20 protein-coding genes and 1 tRNA gene are annotated in these 13,432 nt (G+C 29.8%); 18 read left to right on the plus strand and 3 right to left on the minus strand.

Annotated features, from left to right (window positions below; translation table 11 throughout):
• Positions 1 to 244 (minus strand): cysteine--tRNA ligase (locus PHI88_00825; protein MDD5551693.1); only part of this gene is annotated, 244 nt, incomplete at its 3' end.
• 268 nt (positions 245 to 512) lie between these two features.
• Here PHI88_00825 and dnaX point away from each other — a divergent pair.
• The 8 genes from dnaX to PHI88_00865 all read left to right on the plus strand — a co-directional run bounded on the left by dnaX (position 513) and on the right by PHI88_00865 (position 4,161).
• On the plus strand, positions 513 to 1,610 hold the full coding sequence (gene dnaX / locus PHI88_00830; GenBank protein ID MDD5551694.1) for a DNA polymerase III subunit gamma/tau: 1,098 nt from the start codon (positions 513 to 515) through the stop codon (positions 1,608 to 1,610).
• Positions 1,611 to 1,612: 2 nt separating this feature from the next.
• A complete protein-coding gene (locus PHI88_00835; GenBank protein ID MDD5551695.1) occupies positions 1,613 to 2,011 on the plus strand; it encodes a secondary thiamine-phosphate synthase enzyme YjbQ in 399 nt (132 codons plus the stop codon).
• Positions 2,012 to 2,062: 51 nt separating this feature from the next.
• Entirely contained in the window at positions 2,063 to 2,398 is a 336-nt protein-coding gene (locus tag PHI88_00840; protein MDD5551696.1) for a hypothetical protein, read from the plus strand.
• A 73-nt stretch (positions 2,399 to 2,471) separates the two neighbouring features.
• Positions 2,472 to 2,723, plus strand: coding sequence for a hypothetical protein (locus PHI88_00845; GenBank protein MDD5551697.1), 252 nt, complete (start codon positions 2,472 to 2,474; stop codon positions 2,721 to 2,723).
• Positions 2,724 to 2,729: 6 nt separating this feature from the next.
• Positions 2,730 to 2,800, plus strand: a tRNA-Gln gene (locus tag PHI88_00850).
• A gap of 79 nt (positions 2,801 to 2,879) precedes the next feature.
• Positions 2,880 to 3,179 carry a hypothetical protein gene (locus tag PHI88_00855; GenBank protein MDD5551698.1) on the plus strand — a complete coding sequence of 100 codons (300 nt, stop codon included), beginning with the start codon at positions 2,880 to 2,882 and terminating at the stop codon, positions 3,177 to 3,179.
• A 126-nt stretch (positions 3,180 to 3,305) separates the two neighbouring features.
• Positions 3,306 to 3,767 carry a DUF5684 domain-containing protein gene (locus PHI88_00860; GenBank protein MDD5551699.1) on the plus strand — a complete coding sequence of 154 codons (462 nt, stop codon included), beginning with the start codon at positions 3,306 to 3,308 and terminating at the stop codon, positions 3,765 to 3,767.
• A 163-nt stretch (positions 3,768 to 3,930) separates the two neighbouring features.
• Positions 3,931 to 4,161, plus strand: a complete 231-nt coding sequence (locus tag PHI88_00865; GenBank protein ID MDD5551700.1) for a hypothetical protein — start codon at positions 3,931 to 3,933, stop codon at positions 4,159 to 4,161.
• Between the two features lie 77 nt (positions 4,162 to 4,238).
• Here the strand turns inward: PHI88_00865 and holA are convergent, their stop codons facing one another.
• Together holA and rpsT are read right to left on the minus strand one after the other, a co-directional pair.
• Positions 4,239 to 5,189 (minus strand): DNA polymerase III subunit delta, encoded by a 951-nt coding sequence (gene holA, locus PHI88_00870; GenBank protein ID MDD5551701.1) that lies wholly within the window; start codon positions 5,187 to 5,189, stop codon positions 4,239 to 4,241.
• A 12-nt stretch (positions 5,190 to 5,201) separates the two neighbouring features.
• On the minus strand, positions 5,202 to 5,501 hold the full coding sequence (gene rpsT / locus PHI88_00875) for a 30S ribosomal protein S20 (protein ID MDD5551702.1): 300 nt from the start codon (positions 5,499 to 5,501) through the stop codon (positions 5,202 to 5,204).
• A gap of 172 nt (positions 5,502 to 5,673) precedes the next feature.
• Here rpsT and PHI88_00880 point away from each other — a divergent pair, with 172 nt between their 5' ends.
• From PHI88_00880 to rpsM, 10 genes are all read left to right on the plus strand, one after another.
• Positions 5,674 to 6,228, plus strand: a complete 555-nt coding sequence (locus PHI88_00880; GenBank protein MDD5551703.1) for a hypothetical protein — start codon at positions 5,674 to 5,676, stop codon at positions 6,226 to 6,228.
• 26 nt (positions 6,229 to 6,254) lie between these two features.
• Complete coding sequence (locus PHI88_00885) at positions 6,255 to 6,506, plus strand: translation elongation factor-like protein (GenBank protein MDD5551704.1); 252 nt, start codon at positions 6,255 to 6,257, stop codon at positions 6,504 to 6,506.
• A 67-nt stretch (positions 6,507 to 6,573) separates the two neighbouring features.
• Complete coding sequence (locus PHI88_00890; GenBank protein ID MDD5551705.1) at positions 6,574 to 8,745, plus strand: valine--tRNA ligase; 2,172 nt, start codon at positions 6,574 to 6,576, stop codon at positions 8,743 to 8,745.
• A 2-nt stretch (positions 8,746 to 8,747) separates the two neighbouring features.
• Positions 8,748 to 9,719: a hypothetical protein gene (locus PHI88_00895; GenBank protein MDD5551706.1), complete on the plus strand. Its 972-nt coding sequence runs from the start codon at positions 8,748 to 8,750 to the stop codon at positions 9,717 to 9,719.
• 21 nt (positions 9,720 to 9,740) lie between these two features.
• On the plus strand, positions 9,741 to 10,808 hold the full coding sequence (locus tag PHI88_00900; protein MDD5551707.1) for a hypothetical protein: 1,068 nt from the start codon (positions 9,741 to 9,743) through the stop codon (positions 10,806 to 10,808).
• 14 nt (positions 10,809 to 10,822) lie between these two features.
• Entirely contained in the window at positions 10,823 to 11,380 is a 558-nt protein-coding gene (locus PHI88_00905) for a ribosome-recycling factor (GenBank protein MDD5551708.1), read from the plus strand.
• Between the two features lie 15 nt (positions 11,381 to 11,395).
• The gene (locus PHI88_00910; GenBank protein MDD5551709.1) at positions 11,396 to 12,493 is read left to right on the plus strand and encodes a M50 family metallopeptidase; all 1,098 of its coding nucleotides are present in this window, start codon (positions 11,396 to 11,398) and stop codon (positions 12,491 to 12,493) included.
• Between the two features lie 45 nt (positions 12,494 to 12,538).
• On the plus strand, positions 12,539 to 12,757 hold the full coding sequence (infA, locus tag PHI88_00915) for a translation initiation factor IF-1 (GenBank protein ID MDD5551710.1): 219 nt from the start codon (positions 12,539 to 12,541) through the stop codon (positions 12,755 to 12,757).
• Positions 12,758 to 12,878: 121 nt separating this feature from the next.
• Positions 12,879 to 12,992, plus strand: coding sequence for a 50S ribosomal protein L36 (gene rpmJ / locus PHI88_00920; GenBank protein ID MDD5551711.1), 114 nt, complete (start codon positions 12,879 to 12,881; stop codon positions 12,990 to 12,992).
• A 38-nt stretch (positions 12,993 to 13,030) separates the two neighbouring features.
• Positions 13,031 to 13,420 (plus strand): 30S ribosomal protein S13, encoded by a 390-nt coding sequence (gene rpsM / locus PHI88_00925; GenBank protein MDD5551712.1) that lies wholly within the window; start codon positions 13,031 to 13,033, stop codon positions 13,418 to 13,420.
• Positions 13,421 to 13,432 lie beyond the last annotated feature (12 nt).

Here is a 13,432-nt window from a genome sequence, read left to right on the forward strand (position 1 = left end):
TTTGTTCTTTTGATCTTTTTATAATTTTATCGTCAATATCTGTTATGTTTTGTAAATAAAAAACATCATATCCGATTTCTTCCAAATATGTTGTTATGGCGTCAAAAATAATATAAGTTCTTGCGTGCCCTATATGCGAGAAGTCATAAACTGTTGGCCCACAAACAAAAAGATTAACCCTTTTGTCTTCTCGGGGTACAAATTTTTCTTTTTTTCTTGTAAGAGTATTGTAAAAACGGAGCATAAAATTTCCTCCTAAAATTTAATAGTTTATTTTACAGGGAAAAATCTTTTTTATCAACTAAGTTGGACTGGTCTTTTTCTTGTAGAAAAATTATGATAGAATGTTTTAATTTGTTTAAAAATATGGCAGTTTTATATGGAGCTCCGCATAATTTAACAAGTTAAATTTGGAACTCCGCATAATTCAATAAATTAAATTTGGAGCTTGCGCATAATTTAACAAGTTAAATTTGGAGCTTGCGTATTAAATTAATTTAATAATAATTTCTATGGTAGTAATTTATAGAAAATACAGACCAAAAAGTTTTTCTGAGATTGTAGGACAGGAACATATTGTAAAAACAATTACAAACGCAATTAAAGACGAGAAAGTTTCTCATGCTTATTTATTTTATGGTCCAAGAGGATGCGGCAAAACCACTATTGCAAGACTAATAGCAAAATCTGTAAATTGCACCGGAAGAAAAAATAATGATTTTGAACCATGTAATAAATGCAACTCATGTCTTGAGGTTACCCAAGGCAATTCAATTGATTTAATCGAAATAGACGCTGCCTCTAATAGGGGAATTGACGAGATAAGAGATTTAAAAGAAGGAATTAATGTCGTTCCTATTAAATCAAAATACAAGGTTTATATAATTGATGAAGCGCATCAATTAACAAAAGAAGCTTCAAACGCACTTTTAAAAACGTTAGAAGAACCGCCGGGTTATGCGATTTTTGTTTTATGTACAACAGAATACGGAAAGATTATCCCAACAATTTCTTCTCGGTGTCAAAGATTCGAGTTTAAGAAATTGACTTTAAATGAAATTACAGAAAAGCTTCAAATGATATGTAAAAAAGAAGGAACAAAATGTCAAAGAGAAGCGCTTGAACTTATTGCAAGAACTTCAGAAGGTGCAATAAGAGATGCTGAGGGATTTTTAAATAAAGTTATAAGCCTTGAAGATAAAGATATAAAAAAAGAAGAAGTTGAAAGTATTTTAGGAATTATAGGTATTGAGCCTATAGCAAAATTAGTAGACTTTCTTGCGCAAAAGAAAGAAAAAGAAGCTATGATTTATGTGAACGATTTATGTCAGGAAGGAGTTGATATTGAAAATTTTGCAAAAGATATGACTGCATATTTGAGAGATCTTTTGTTGGTTAAAGTCAACCCTGAAATTTTTGAAAAAAAGAATATTTTTACGAAAGAAGAAGAGGAGAACTTAAAGAAGCAAGAGAGGTTATTTTCTCAAGAAACACTTATTAAAATATTAAAAATATTTCTTGAAGCTCAAAACCAAATTAAATGGCAGGATTTACCAAGTTTACCTTTTGAATTGGCGATAATTGATAGTGTAAAAGTAATGAATAACTAATTATGTCTTTTACAATAAAAACAAAGGGCTTTTGTGATGTTATAAATATTACAGAAAAAGTTGAAGCTGTTATCAAAAAAAACAATATAAAAGAAGGGGCCATTTTGATTTTTGTTTTAGGGTCTACTGCTGGTATTTGTGCTATTGAATACGAAGAAGGGGTTATTAAAGATTTAAAAAATGTTTTTGAAAAAATTGCGCCACAAGATGGAAAATATAACCATGAAGAGGCGTGGCATGACGGAAATGGATTTTCGCACATAAGAGCAGGTCTTTTAAAACCTTCTTTGACTGTGCCGATTGAAAGTGCTAAACTTTTATTAGGTAAATGGCAGCAGATTGTATTAGTTGATTTCGATAATAAACCACGCGAGAGAAAAATTATTGTAAAAATGTTTTAAAAAATAATTAAAAAAGGTCGTTCAATTTTTTAAATAATTTTAATAATACATATGGAAGAAGAAACACCTCAAGCAGAACCAAAAAAAGAAGGAGGCGACAACATGATAGCAATTTTAAGCTATATTGGAATTTTATTTTTGGTTCCATTGCTTGCAGCAAAAGACAATGAATTTGCCAAGTATCACGCAAAACAAGGTTTAGTTCTTTTTATCGCCGAGGTTGCAACCGCACTAATTGCATGGATTCCTTTTATTGGATGGGTAGTTGGACTTGTTGCCTGGATAACTTGGTTGGTTCTTTCCATAATTGGTATAGTAAATGTAGTTGGCGGAAAGAAAAAGCCGTTACCAATTATTGGAAGCCTTGCTGATAAATTTAAAATTTAGTAAGGACTGAAAAATTATTAATAAAATCGAAAGTCTTCTTTTTTTGGAAGAAGGCTTTCGTATTTTAAATTCTATGGATTTTGAAAAACCAAATAATAATCAACCAGAGGAAAAACGAGAATTAGATCAACAATTTAAGAAAGTTGTTGGGGATTTTAAAGAAGAATTAAAGAAAAGAAATGAAGAGACAAGAAAAAGATTTAAAGAAGATCTTTTACCTCAGTACAAAGATCCCAAGACTCGCGAAATGATGGAAGGAATAATAGATGAAGTGATAGAGAGAGACAAAAGAAAAGAAGAAGAGGAGGAGAAAAAGGAAAAATAAAATTATTGCCGGATCGTCTAATGGTAGGACAGTGGGTTTTGGTCCCACCAATCTAGGTTCGAGTCCTAGTCCGGCAGAAACATTGTGATTTTTGATATCTTTGTTAGGTTATTTTTAAATAATAAAGGTCATTTTAAAATTAACTTATAAAAAATTATGTCAGAAAACTTAGGTGAGAATAATCCATTTGAAAATAGTGAATTATCAACAGAAAGCGAGGAGTCTCGTTTACAAAAAGAGATGGAAAGATCTATGGATGAAATAGAGAGAATAATGAAGGAAATAAATGAAGTTCATCAATCAACGCTAGATCAAAATCAAGCAGAAAAAATTATACTTGAAAAATTAGTACCATCAATGGATGAAGCCGTTAAAAAATCTAGAGAAGTTACAGATCAGTGGCTTGAGTCAATACGTAAATCACAAAAAGAATACGAAAAAGGATTAGAAAAATAATTTCTCTAATCCAGCATCCAAATTTATTTCATTAAAATAAATCTTTATTTAATTGACCTTATTTTTTAAAATTGATAAAATATGAGAATTTAGAAAAAGGTCGATTTTATTAAAAAGACTAAAAATATGAATTTAGCTCAAGTTACTCCATATAATTACAATTACTCATATACTTATGATGTTTCGAATTCGGGGCCGGCATTGGTTGCTTTTAGTTTTATTTATTTTATTGTAATTATTGCTATTTATGTTTATTATGCACTTTGCCTTCAGAATATTGCTAAAAAAACAAATACAGAAAATGGATGGTTTGCTTGGATTCCAATTTTAAATGTAATTTTAATGCTCCAGATAGCAAAAAAACCTGTTTGGTGGATTGTTTTGATGCTTATTCCTTTTGTAAATATTGTTATTATGATTTTAGTTTGGATGGCAATAGCTGAACAAGCCGGAAAAGAAAATTGGTGGGGAATATTAATTGCTTTAGTGCCTGTGGTAAACTTTATTCTTTTGGGTATGTTAGCGTTTGGAAAATCAGAAGGAACTACAAAGCCAAAAGAGCCAACACAAACACCACCAAGTGCATAGATTTTTTGTAAGAAATAATAAAAAAACGACCCAGAAAAAAGTGGGTCGTTTTTAATTCTAAAAAACTTGACAATAAATTTTGTAGACTTAGAATAAGATAATTTGCACATTTCGCATGCATAACTTATCTCAAAAGTCTTAAGTAAAGGAGGTGAAAAGAGAGATGGTAAGAAAATTAAAAGAGATAAGGGAAGTTGCAGAGGTTTTCTGTCCAGAAAATGGTTGCGGCTACAGAGAGTTTTACTGGGATCATGTTTTTTCCACCAGGACCAAAGGTTTAAACGAAGGGAAATGTTTTAAGTGTGGGACCAGTACGGCTCATCCAGACGGTGTAAATCTTCTCATCGATTATCACGATGGGAAGATTCGTCCCAAGAACGGATCTCTGAAATAAACCCCAAGATAGAGACTCTCTATATCGCAATCATTGTATACCACATGGCGGCCGGAGTGATCTAGCCGCCTTCGATTTTATATCTCAGCTATAAACATTTCTATTCCTAATCGTGGCTCAACTTTTCCGGTTTTTAATGCAAAGTCAGTTTCAAGAATTTTTCCATAAATATTTTTTAATTCCTGTATTGAAAAATCTCTGGCGATAGGAAGGGTTTTTTTAACTACGAAAGGATGCAATTTTGATATTTTTTGTATTTGATAAAAATTTTTATTTTCGTCCATTAAATTTCTAATTTTAATAAGGTTTCTAAATTGATAATTTATCATTGAAAGTATTCTTATTTCGTTTTCTCCCTTTTCAAGATGATTTGAAATTAGTTTCAGAGCCTTTTTCTTATCCTTCTTTGCAATTGCCTCTATTGTTTCAAAAATATTTAAATCAATATTTGATACACACAATTCTTCAACGTCTTTTTGGGTTATAATTTCACCACTTTTGAAAGTAACTAATTTTTGAATTTCATTTTCTATTTGCCAAAGGTCATTGCCAAAAAAAATTACTAAATTTTCAACAGCAAGTGGTTCTATTTTGCCTCCGATTTTTTCAATTTCTTCATCAATAAAAGATTTTACTTTTATAGTTGAAAGTTCTGAAAACTCTTGTTTTTTAAAAGAGTTTTTAAAAAGTTCTTTAAACATTTTTAATCTTTTGTCCGGACTTTTCCTTTCAAAAAATATAACAGAAATATCTTCTGCCTTGAAAATATTTTTTTCTTTTAGATATTTTTGAAATTTTTCCTGAATCATTCTGTTTGCGGAAAGCAAATCTTCTATTATTATTAGTTTTTTTTCAGAAAACATTGAAATTGTCTCAATCCTGTCTTTTAATTTTTCAAAACCCTCTTCGTTGGCTTCGGTTTTTAACAAATTAAAACCGCTCTTGTATTTTGAGCGGTATTTTTCAGTAATTTCTTTCAGTTTCCTAAGAGATCTGAGGGTGTCATTTCCGTATAGAAAAAAAACCATAAATATTTTGGGTTATTTTTTCTTTTCTTTTGATTCTTTTTTAGGGGTTTCTGTTTTTCTTGAAATAAATTTTACCATTCTTGATTTTTTCCTCGCTGCGGTATTTTTCTTAATTATGTGATTTTTTGTTGCTTTATCAATAACTTTACAATAAGAAGGAATTAATTTTTCTGCTTCCTTATTTTTTCCAGCGTTTACTAATTTTTCTATTTCTTTCTTCTTTTCTTTTAATTGTTTTTTCCAAAGCAAATTCACTTTCTGTCTTTTTCTATCCTGTCGCATTGATTTTTGAGCAGATTTTGTAATTGGCATAATTTTGAGCGGAGCGAAAAATTAATGCGCAAGCTCCAAATTTAATTTATTGAATTATGCGCAAGCTCCAAATATAAAACAATCAGTATCTTATCAGAAATTGTTTATTTTGACAAGAGTTGTAAAGAAGGGTAATTGCTGTTATAATTTATAATATTTAAAAAATTTAAATATGCAATATTATAAAATATGTGTTTCTGGAGCTGCATCAACAAATCATTGTAATGCCTGTGCTTTAGATGTAGCAAAAGAAGTGGGAAGGGAAATTATAAGACAAAAAGGTATTCTTGTAACCGGCGCAACAACGGGTATTCCTTATTGGTCAGCGATTGGGGCAAAAGAAGAAAATGGATTTTCAATCGGTGTTTCTCCTGCGGCCTCTGAAAAAGAACATATCAGGAAATATCATTTACCAACTGACTATTTTGATATTATAATTTACACTGGATTTAATTATTCAGGGAGAAATCTTTTATTAACAAGAGCTTCGGATGGCGTTATTTTTTGTTGCGGTAGAATGGGAACATTAAATGAGTTTACAATTGCTTTTGAGGACGAAAAGCCTATTGGTGTACTTGAGGGAACTGGTGGTACAGCGGACGAGATAAGAAATTTAATTAAAAAAATGAAAAAGGGGAAAGGAAATGTTGTTTTTGATAAAAATCCAAAAAAGTTAGTAGAAAAACTTATTAAGTTAATTCAGAAAGAAAAAGAAATTAAAATTTAAAGGTCGTTATTTTAAAACTTAAATTTATGACAGAAGAAAAACCAATAGGGAAAATAACTCATTATTTTCCTAAGGTTCAGGCCGCAATAGTAAAATTAAATTCTCCTTTAAAAATAGGAGATAAAATAAAACTAAAGAAGGACGAAGAAGAATTTGAACAAGAAGTTAAATCAATGCAAGTTGATCATACGGATATTACCAAAGCAAAGAAAGGAGATGAAGTAGGAATTAAAGTTGATAAAAAAGTTAAAGAGAACTGGGAAGTCTATAAAGCTTAGTTTTTAAATTTTATACATAATTAAATAATCCTGATTTTAGGAAATTTGAGGATTTAATTTTTAAATAATGGAAAAAAGATATAAACCTCAAAAAATAGAGAAAAAAATCTATTCTTTTTGGGAGAAAAATAGCTTTTTTAAGCCAAATTCGACATCAAAGAAAAAACCTTGGAGTTGTATAATGCCTCCTCCTAATGCTAATGCCCCTTTACACGTGGGGCATGCTGTTTTTGTTACGGTTGAAGATATTTTAGCTAGGTTTTATAGAATGCAACAAAGACCAACTTTATGGTTACCTGGTTTTGACCATGCTGGATTTGAGACACAATATGTTTATGAGAAGAAGAAAGGCGGTGTTTTTTCAAAAAATAGAGAAGAAGTTTATAAAAATATTTGGGACTATACTCAAAAAAACAAAAAAGTAGCAAGGGAACAAGTTAAAAGCCTTGGTGCTTCGGCTGACTGGTCAAGAGAAAAATTTACATTAGATCCAGACGTTATAGAAAATGTTTATGACACATTTAAAAAACTATACAAAGATGGACTCATATATAGAGGAGAGAGAATTATTAATTGGTGCCCAAAAGATAAAACTTCGCTTTCCGACCTTGAAGTAAATTATCAAAATCAAAAAGGAAAACTTTGGCATATAAAATATTTTATTTTTGATAAAAACGAGGTAAAACCAGGTAAATTAAAATATATTACAGTTGCAACAGTAAGGCCCGAAACCATGTTTGGTGATACTGCGATTGCTGTAAATCCAAATGATAAAAGATATAAAAAAGTAGTTGGCAAAACCGCTATTTTGCCCTTAGTTGGCAGAAAAATACCAATTATTGCAGATACAAAAGTTGATATGGAATTTGGTACAGGAGCGGTTAAGGTAACGCCAGCCCACGATCCTTTAGATTTTGAAATTGCAGAAAGACATAAACTTCAAAAAATTAATGTTATTTCAGAAAAAACAACTATTTTTCTCTCTGGAGATTTTCCAGAAAAAATCAAAGAGTCATTTAACGGTTTAAAAACATATGAAGCAAGAGAGAAAATTATAGAGAAGCTTAAATCACAAGAATTTATAGAAAAAGAAGAGGAATATAAACACAAAATTAGTGTTTGCTATAAGTGTAAAACCCCCGTTGAACCCTTAATTTCAAAACAGTGGTTTGTTAGGGTCGAACCTTTAGCTAAAAAATCTATAAAACTAGTAAAAGATGGTAAAATAAATTTTTATCCAGAATATTATAAAAAAATATTTTTACATTGGATGGTTAATATTCATGACTGGAATATTTCAAGACAGATAGTCTGGGGAATTAGAATTCCTATTTGGTATTGCAAAAACAAAGTTAAAAATTGTAATGAAATTATTGTTTCTAATAAGAAACCCCAAAAGTGTCCTCGTTGTAATGGAGATAATTTAATTCCCGAAAATGATGTTTTTGATACTTGGTTTTCTTCAGGACAATGGCCATTTGTGGCTCTTGGTTATCCGAAATCTAAAGATTTTAAAACTTTCTATCCTACGAGCGTTATGGAAACTGGCTGGGATATCCTTTTTTTCTGGGTTGCCAGAATGATAATGCTAGGTACTTACGTTACAGGAAAAATTCCTTTTTGTGATGTTATTTTGCATGGACTTGTTAGGGATAAAGATAGGCAAAAAATGTCAAAATCAAAAGGCAATACAATTGATCCCTTAGCTGTTGTTTCAGAGCACGGAGCAGATGCTCTGCGTATGGCAGTTATTTTTGGAAATACCACAGGAAAAGATACTATTATTTCAGAAGAAAAGGTAATAGGACAGAGAAATTTTACAAATAAAATTTGGAATGCCTCAAGATTTGTTTTGACGCAGCTTAATAAAGATTTTAAACCGCAAAAGGTGAAGCCAAAATACACAAAAAAAGATAAATGGATTTTAGAAGAAGTTAAAAAAACCAAAAAGAAAGTTACAAAATACATCGAAACATACAAAATACACCAAGCAGCGAATGAAATTTATCATTTTTTTTGGCATAAATTTTGTGATAAAACCATTGAAGATTGTAAGAAAAGAATAGTAAATACTAACAATAATGACGATGATAGAAATACTGCGAAATTAATTTTATGGAAAACTCTTTATGAATCTTTAAAAATACTTCATCCTTTTACGCCTTTTATCACAGAAGAAATTTATCAAAAATTACCTTCAAAGCCTAAAAAAGCATTAATAATAGAAAATTGGCAATAATTATGATTTTTGGCCATCAAAAAAATCTTAAAATTCTCTCGAGATTAATTTCAAATAACCGTCTGCCACACGCTGTTTTATTCGCAGGGCCAAATAAAATTGGAAAAAGGAAAGTTGCCATCGAAATATCAAAATATTTAGAAGGAAATCATAAAGAAAATTTTTTTGAGTTTTCACAAAAAGACTGTAATTGTAATATATGTCAGTTGATTGAAAATAATGCCCTTTCTGAAATCACCGAAATAGGAAATTCTGAAGGTCAAATTTCAATAAAAGAGATAAGAAGCATAAAAGAAAAACTTTCCCTCTCGTCAATTTATCCATATAAAATAGTAATTATAAATAATATCGAAAAACTTTCACCAGGTGCTTCCGGTGCGCTTCTTAAGGTTTTAGAGGAGCCAAAAGGAAACACGATTTTTTTCCTCTTAACTTCAATGCCAGGAATTGTTTTAAAAACAATACTTTCAAGGGTTTCAATCTTCAAATTTTCTCTTTTAAAAAGAAATGAAATTAGAGATTTTCTTGAGAATTTAAATACAGGGAACATAAAAGGCCAAGAAGAGAAAATTTTAGATTTATCCTTAGGGAGGCCCGGTACTTTAAAAGAAATGGTGATTGACAAAAAGAAAATTTCGTATTATATTTCATTGTTGGAAACAATAGAAAATCTACCAAAACTTTCTATTTTTAATAAATTTATATTAGCAGAGAAAATAGAAAAAGAGAATTCTGCAGCAGACGATTTTTTGTTTTTAATGAAATTCTGGTTTAGAGATTTGTTAATTTTAAAAGAAAATTATCAAAGTATTTATTTTAATTTTAAAAAAGAAAAGATTAAAAATGATTCTGAAAAATTTTCAAAAGATGAGATTAAAAATTTTCTTGGAGAAATTCAAAAAACACAAAAATATTTTATGTTTTCAAATACTTCAAAGTTATTGGCCTTGGAAAATCTTTTTTTATCAATTTAGAAATTTTTCTAATTCAAAAATATGAAAGAAACTATATCTGTAATTATTTTTCTTTTAGTTGTATTTCTTATATTTAAGGGATTTGTAATAGACACTGCAGAAGGATTAGGGATTAAAATTCCTACAAGTGTAAATGTTTTTGTTTCACAAGACAACGGAAATAGTTGGCATAAATTAAATACTGACGGAGCAAAAGTAAGTAGCGGAAATATATCTTTTAATGTTTCGGATACTTCTTTTCTTTTTGCTTCGAATAAGGGAATTTTCCAATCCGAACAAACCAAGACAAATTTAAAAAGTAAGGAAAAAGCAGAATATCCAAAATCCGGACACATTACAGATTTTATTAAAGATTCTCAAAATCCAAATATAGTTTATTTGCTGTCAAGAAAAATAACAGGAAATGAACTTTTTGTCTCCTATGATTATGGAAAGAAATTTCAAAAAATATTTGTTTTAGACAATAAAGATAAAATTTCTGTCTTTAAGACAAATCCACTATATGGTTCTTATTTATACATTGGTACAGAAAATGGACTTTTTTTGGAAAGCAGAGATGGCGGAAGATCATGGGAGAAAAAGAAAAGTTTTTTTCCGCAACCAATTATAGAATTGGCAGTAAATCCTTTAAGGGGAGAGATATATATTTCTCTTTCTTCTAAAATAACGGATATATTTTTTTCTAATGGAGCCAAAACATACGATCAAAAAGTTTTAGTAAGTAAAAATGGAGGAAATAAATTCATTCCAATTAAAAAGCTTAACAGTGAAGTTGTAAAGATAATTAAAGTAGATTCTTTGTCTGGTAAAACATATTTTGCTTCAGAAAACAAAATATTTGTTTTAAATGGAAACAATCTAACAGCACTTGGTTTGATTATTTCAGAAAAAAATAAAATCAGTGCCTTTACAATTAATCCTGGAAATTCTAATATATTATATATAGGGGTTGGTGATGTACTTTATATAACAGAAGATGGTGGCAAAAGCTGGCAAACGGTTGATTCTCCGGTAAAGGGTAAAAGAATTAAAAGCATAGAAGTAAATCCTGAAAATCCGTCCAATCTTTTATTAACTGTTGAAAATTAAATTCAATTATTTTCATGGATACCAAAAAAATATTTAACGAAACTGAAGAGGAATTTAAAAAAACCACAAGCTGGTTTAAAAATGAAATTTCGGGCCTAAGAGGTTCAAGAATTTCAATTGAGCTTTTTGACACCCTAAGGGTAAATTGTTATGAAAATACAATGTCTTTAAAAGAGGTGGCAACCTTATCTTTAATAGATCCAAAAACTGTTGCTATTGAACCATGGGACAAATCTTTAAACCCAGCAATTGAAAAATGTCTTACTAATTCTGGTCTTGAAGGAAACATAAAGAATGAGGGGAAAAGAATTTTATTTAGCGTACCAATTGCTTCTCAAGAAGAAAAAGAAAAGATAATTAAGCTTCTTAAACAAAAACTTGAACAAGCAAAAGAAAGTTTAAGACACACAAGGGATGATACTTGGAGTAAAATTCAAGAACTGGAAAGAAATGGAGAAATTTCGGAAGATGATAAATTTAAAGGAAAAGATGAACTTCAAAATCTAATAAATAATGCAGAAAAAGAAGTCGAAAAAATAGAAGATTTAAAAGAAAAAGAAATAATCCAATAAAAATAAACTCTTTTTATGTTAATGGTAATTATAAATATCCTAATTTTTATTTTAATATTAGGTTTTTTGATACTGGTTCATGAATTCGCCCATTTTAAAATTGGCAGAAAAGTAAAAGCAAGAATTGATGAATTCTGTATTGGTTTTCCCCCAAGAATTTATAAAAAGAAAATAAAAAAAACCCTTTATTCCATTGGAGCAATTCCTGCTGGTGGATTTTGCAAGTTCTACGGCGAGGAAGATTCAAGTAAGAAAAGTAAAGGTGCTTTTTTCAGCTTAAGTGTTGGTAAACGTTTTTGGATAATAATTGCCGGTGTTCTTGCTAATCTTCTAATTGGCTTAGTGTTTTTCAGCATTTCTTTTATGATTGGATATCCCCAAATAATTGAAGGCGGGACTCCTGCAAATGTAAAAGAAGTTGCAATACATGTATGGTATGTGGCTAAAGATTCTCCAGCTGATAAGGCAGGTTTTTTTGTAGAAGACAAGATAGTTTCAATTTCGGAAGAAAAAGATATTATTTTTCCAAAAGAAGTTGAAGATGTTCAAAATTTCCTAAGTAAAAATAAAGGGAAAGAGATTGTTGTAATGATTCAAAGAGGCAAAAAAAATATTGAAAAAAAGGTCCTTGTTAGAGAAAATCCTCCAGAATATGAAGGTCCAACAGGGGTGATGCTTATAAAAAAAGGCATAATAAGTTATTCTTGGTATGGAGCAATAGGCGAGGCCTTTAAAGAAGCTTACAAATGGACAAAAGGAACGTTTTTGGGAATTGGTTTGGTTATTAAAAATGCTATAACTGGCAAAAAGACTCCTGGCGCCGAAGTTTCAAGTATAGTTGGTATAGGAAATATATTTAATCAATTTGCAGCACACGGTTTCGTTTATATTATTTATTTTGCAGCCTTATTATCCTGGCTTCTTGGTATTTTTAATATTATTCCAATACCTGCGCTTGATGGTGGAAGATTGCTTTTCTTGGGTATTGAAAAAATAAAAAAAAGACCCGTAAAACACGAATTTGAAGAAAAAGCAATTTTGATAAGCTTTATAATGCTGATAATTTTAGTGGTTTTAATTACCATAAAAGATATTAAAAATATATTCTTCTAGGGGTTGATTTTTAATTTTAAATTTGCTATTATTTTTCATTGTAAAATGAGCAACGAACAAAAGATAAAATCAGAAGGAGTAATAACCGAAATTTTGCCAAATACCAACTTTAAGGTAAAACTTTCTGACGGAAGAGAAATATTAGCACATCTTTCTGGGAAAATGAGAATGTACAGAATAAGAATCTTAACAGGGGATAAAGTAACGGTGGAATTCTCTCCTTATGATAAAAATAGAGGAAGAATAGTATATAGAACAAAATAAAAGGGGCTAAATTGCGGACAAAAATCTTGAAATGCAGAAATTGTGATAATATTCTGAATTAGCTGAAAGAAAAAAATAAGCTGTTCCGCATTTTTTATTACGTAAAATTTATTTTATTATTATGAAAGTTCAATCATCAGTTAAAAAAATCTGCAAGGACTGCAAAATTATCAGAAGAAAAAAGAAAGTATACGTAATTTGTAAAAACCCAAAACACAAACAAAGGCAAGGGTAGTTTTAATTGTTTCAAAAAACCTAATTTTAATCAAAAAAATGCCAAGATTATTGGGAGTAAACATACCAGACGAAAAACAAATTTTATATTCTCTAACCTATATTTATGGGATAGGTGTGTCTTTGGCAAAAAAAATACTTAAAGATACCGAAATCAATGAAGAAAAAAGAGCAAAAGATTTGTCTTCGGCAGAATTAGAAAAAATTAAAAATATAGTTGAAAAAAAATATAAAATTGAGGGAGAGTTACAAAGAGAAAGAATGATGAATATCAAAAGATTAAAAGAAATTGGAAGCTGGCGAGGTTCAAGACATCAAAAGGGATTGCCGGTGAGAGGACAAAGAACGAAGTGCAACTCAAGAACAGTAAGAGGAAATGTAAGAAGAACAATGGGAAGTGGAAAAATTAAAGCTCCAACTCCAAAATAATATTTATTTTAA

The organism is Candidatus Paceibacterota bacterium, from assembly GCA_028716825.1.
Classification (GTDB): domain Bacteria; phylum Patescibacteriota; class Minisyncoccia; order Minisyncoccales.

What these genes read in the sequence shown, in the direction of transcription:
- rpsM (MDD5551712.1), top strand. Translation starts at nt 13,031, where the DNA reads ATGCCAAGATTATTGGGAGTAAACATACCAGACGAAAAACAAATTTTA.
- PHI88_00890 (MDD5551705.1), top strand. Translation starts at nt 6,574, where the DNA reads ATGGAAAAAAGATATAAACCTCAAAAAATAGAGAAAAAAATCTATTCT.
- rpsT (MDD5551702.1), bottom strand. Translation starts at nt 5,501, where the DNA reads ATGCCAATTACAAAATCTGCTCAAAAATCAATGCGACAGGATAGAAAA.
- infA (MDD5551710.1), top strand. Translation starts at nt 12,539, where the DNA reads ATGAGCAACGAACAAAAGATAAAATCAGAAGGAGTAATAACCGAAATT.
- PHI88_00840 (MDD5551696.1), top strand. Translation starts at nt 2,063, where the DNA reads ATGGAAGAAGAAACACCTCAAGCAGAACCAAAAAAAGAAGGAGGCGAC.
- rpmJ (MDD5551711.1), top strand. Translation starts at nt 12,879, where the DNA reads ATGAAAGTTCAATCATCAGTTAAAAAAATCTGCAAGGACTGCAAAATT.
- PHI88_00835 (MDD5551695.1), top strand. Translation starts at nt 1,613, where the DNA reads ATGTCTTTTACAATAAAAACAAAGGGCTTTTGTGATGTTATAAATATT.
- PHI88_00855 (MDD5551698.1), top strand. Translation starts at nt 2,880, where the DNA reads ATGTCAGAAAACTTAGGTGAGAATAATCCATTTGAAAATAGTGAATTA.
- PHI88_00880 (MDD5551703.1), top strand. Translation starts at nt 5,674, where the DNA reads ATGCAATATTATAAAATATGTGTTTCTGGAGCTGCATCAACAAATCAT.
- dnaX (MDD5551694.1), top strand. Translation starts at nt 513, where the DNA reads ATGGTAGTAATTTATAGAAAATACAGACCAAAAAGTTTTTCTGAGATT.
- PHI88_00910 (MDD5551709.1), top strand. Translation starts at nt 11,396, where the DNA reads ATGTTAATGGTAATTATAAATATCCTAATTTTTATTTTAATATTAGGT.
- PHI88_00860 (MDD5551699.1), top strand. Translation starts at nt 3,306, where the DNA reads ATGAATTTAGCTCAAGTTACTCCATATAATTACAATTACTCATATACT.
- PHI88_00885 (MDD5551704.1), top strand. Translation starts at nt 6,255, where the DNA reads ATGACAGAAGAAAAACCAATAGGGAAAATAACTCATTATTTTCCTAAG.
- holA (MDD5551701.1), bottom strand. Translation starts at nt 5,189, where the DNA reads ATGGTTTTTTTTCTATACGGAAATGACACCCTCAGATCTCTTAGGAAA.
- PHI88_00865 (MDD5551700.1), top strand. Translation starts at nt 3,931, where the DNA reads ATGGTAAGAAAATTAAAAGAGATAAGGGAAGTTGCAGAGGTTTTCTGT.
- PHI88_00905 (MDD5551708.1), top strand. Translation starts at nt 10,823, where the DNA reads ATGGATACCAAAAAAATATTTAACGAAACTGAAGAGGAATTTAAAAAA.
- PHI88_00895 (MDD5551706.1), top strand. Translation starts at nt 8,748, where the DNA reads ATGATTTTTGGCCATCAAAAAAATCTTAAAATTCTCTCGAGATTAATT.
- PHI88_00845 (MDD5551697.1), top strand. Translation starts at nt 2,472, where the DNA reads ATGGATTTTGAAAAACCAAATAATAATCAACCAGAGGAAAAACGAGAA.
- PHI88_00900 (MDD5551707.1), top strand. Translation starts at nt 9,741, where the DNA reads ATGAAAGAAACTATATCTGTAATTATTTTTCTTTTAGTTGTATTTCTT.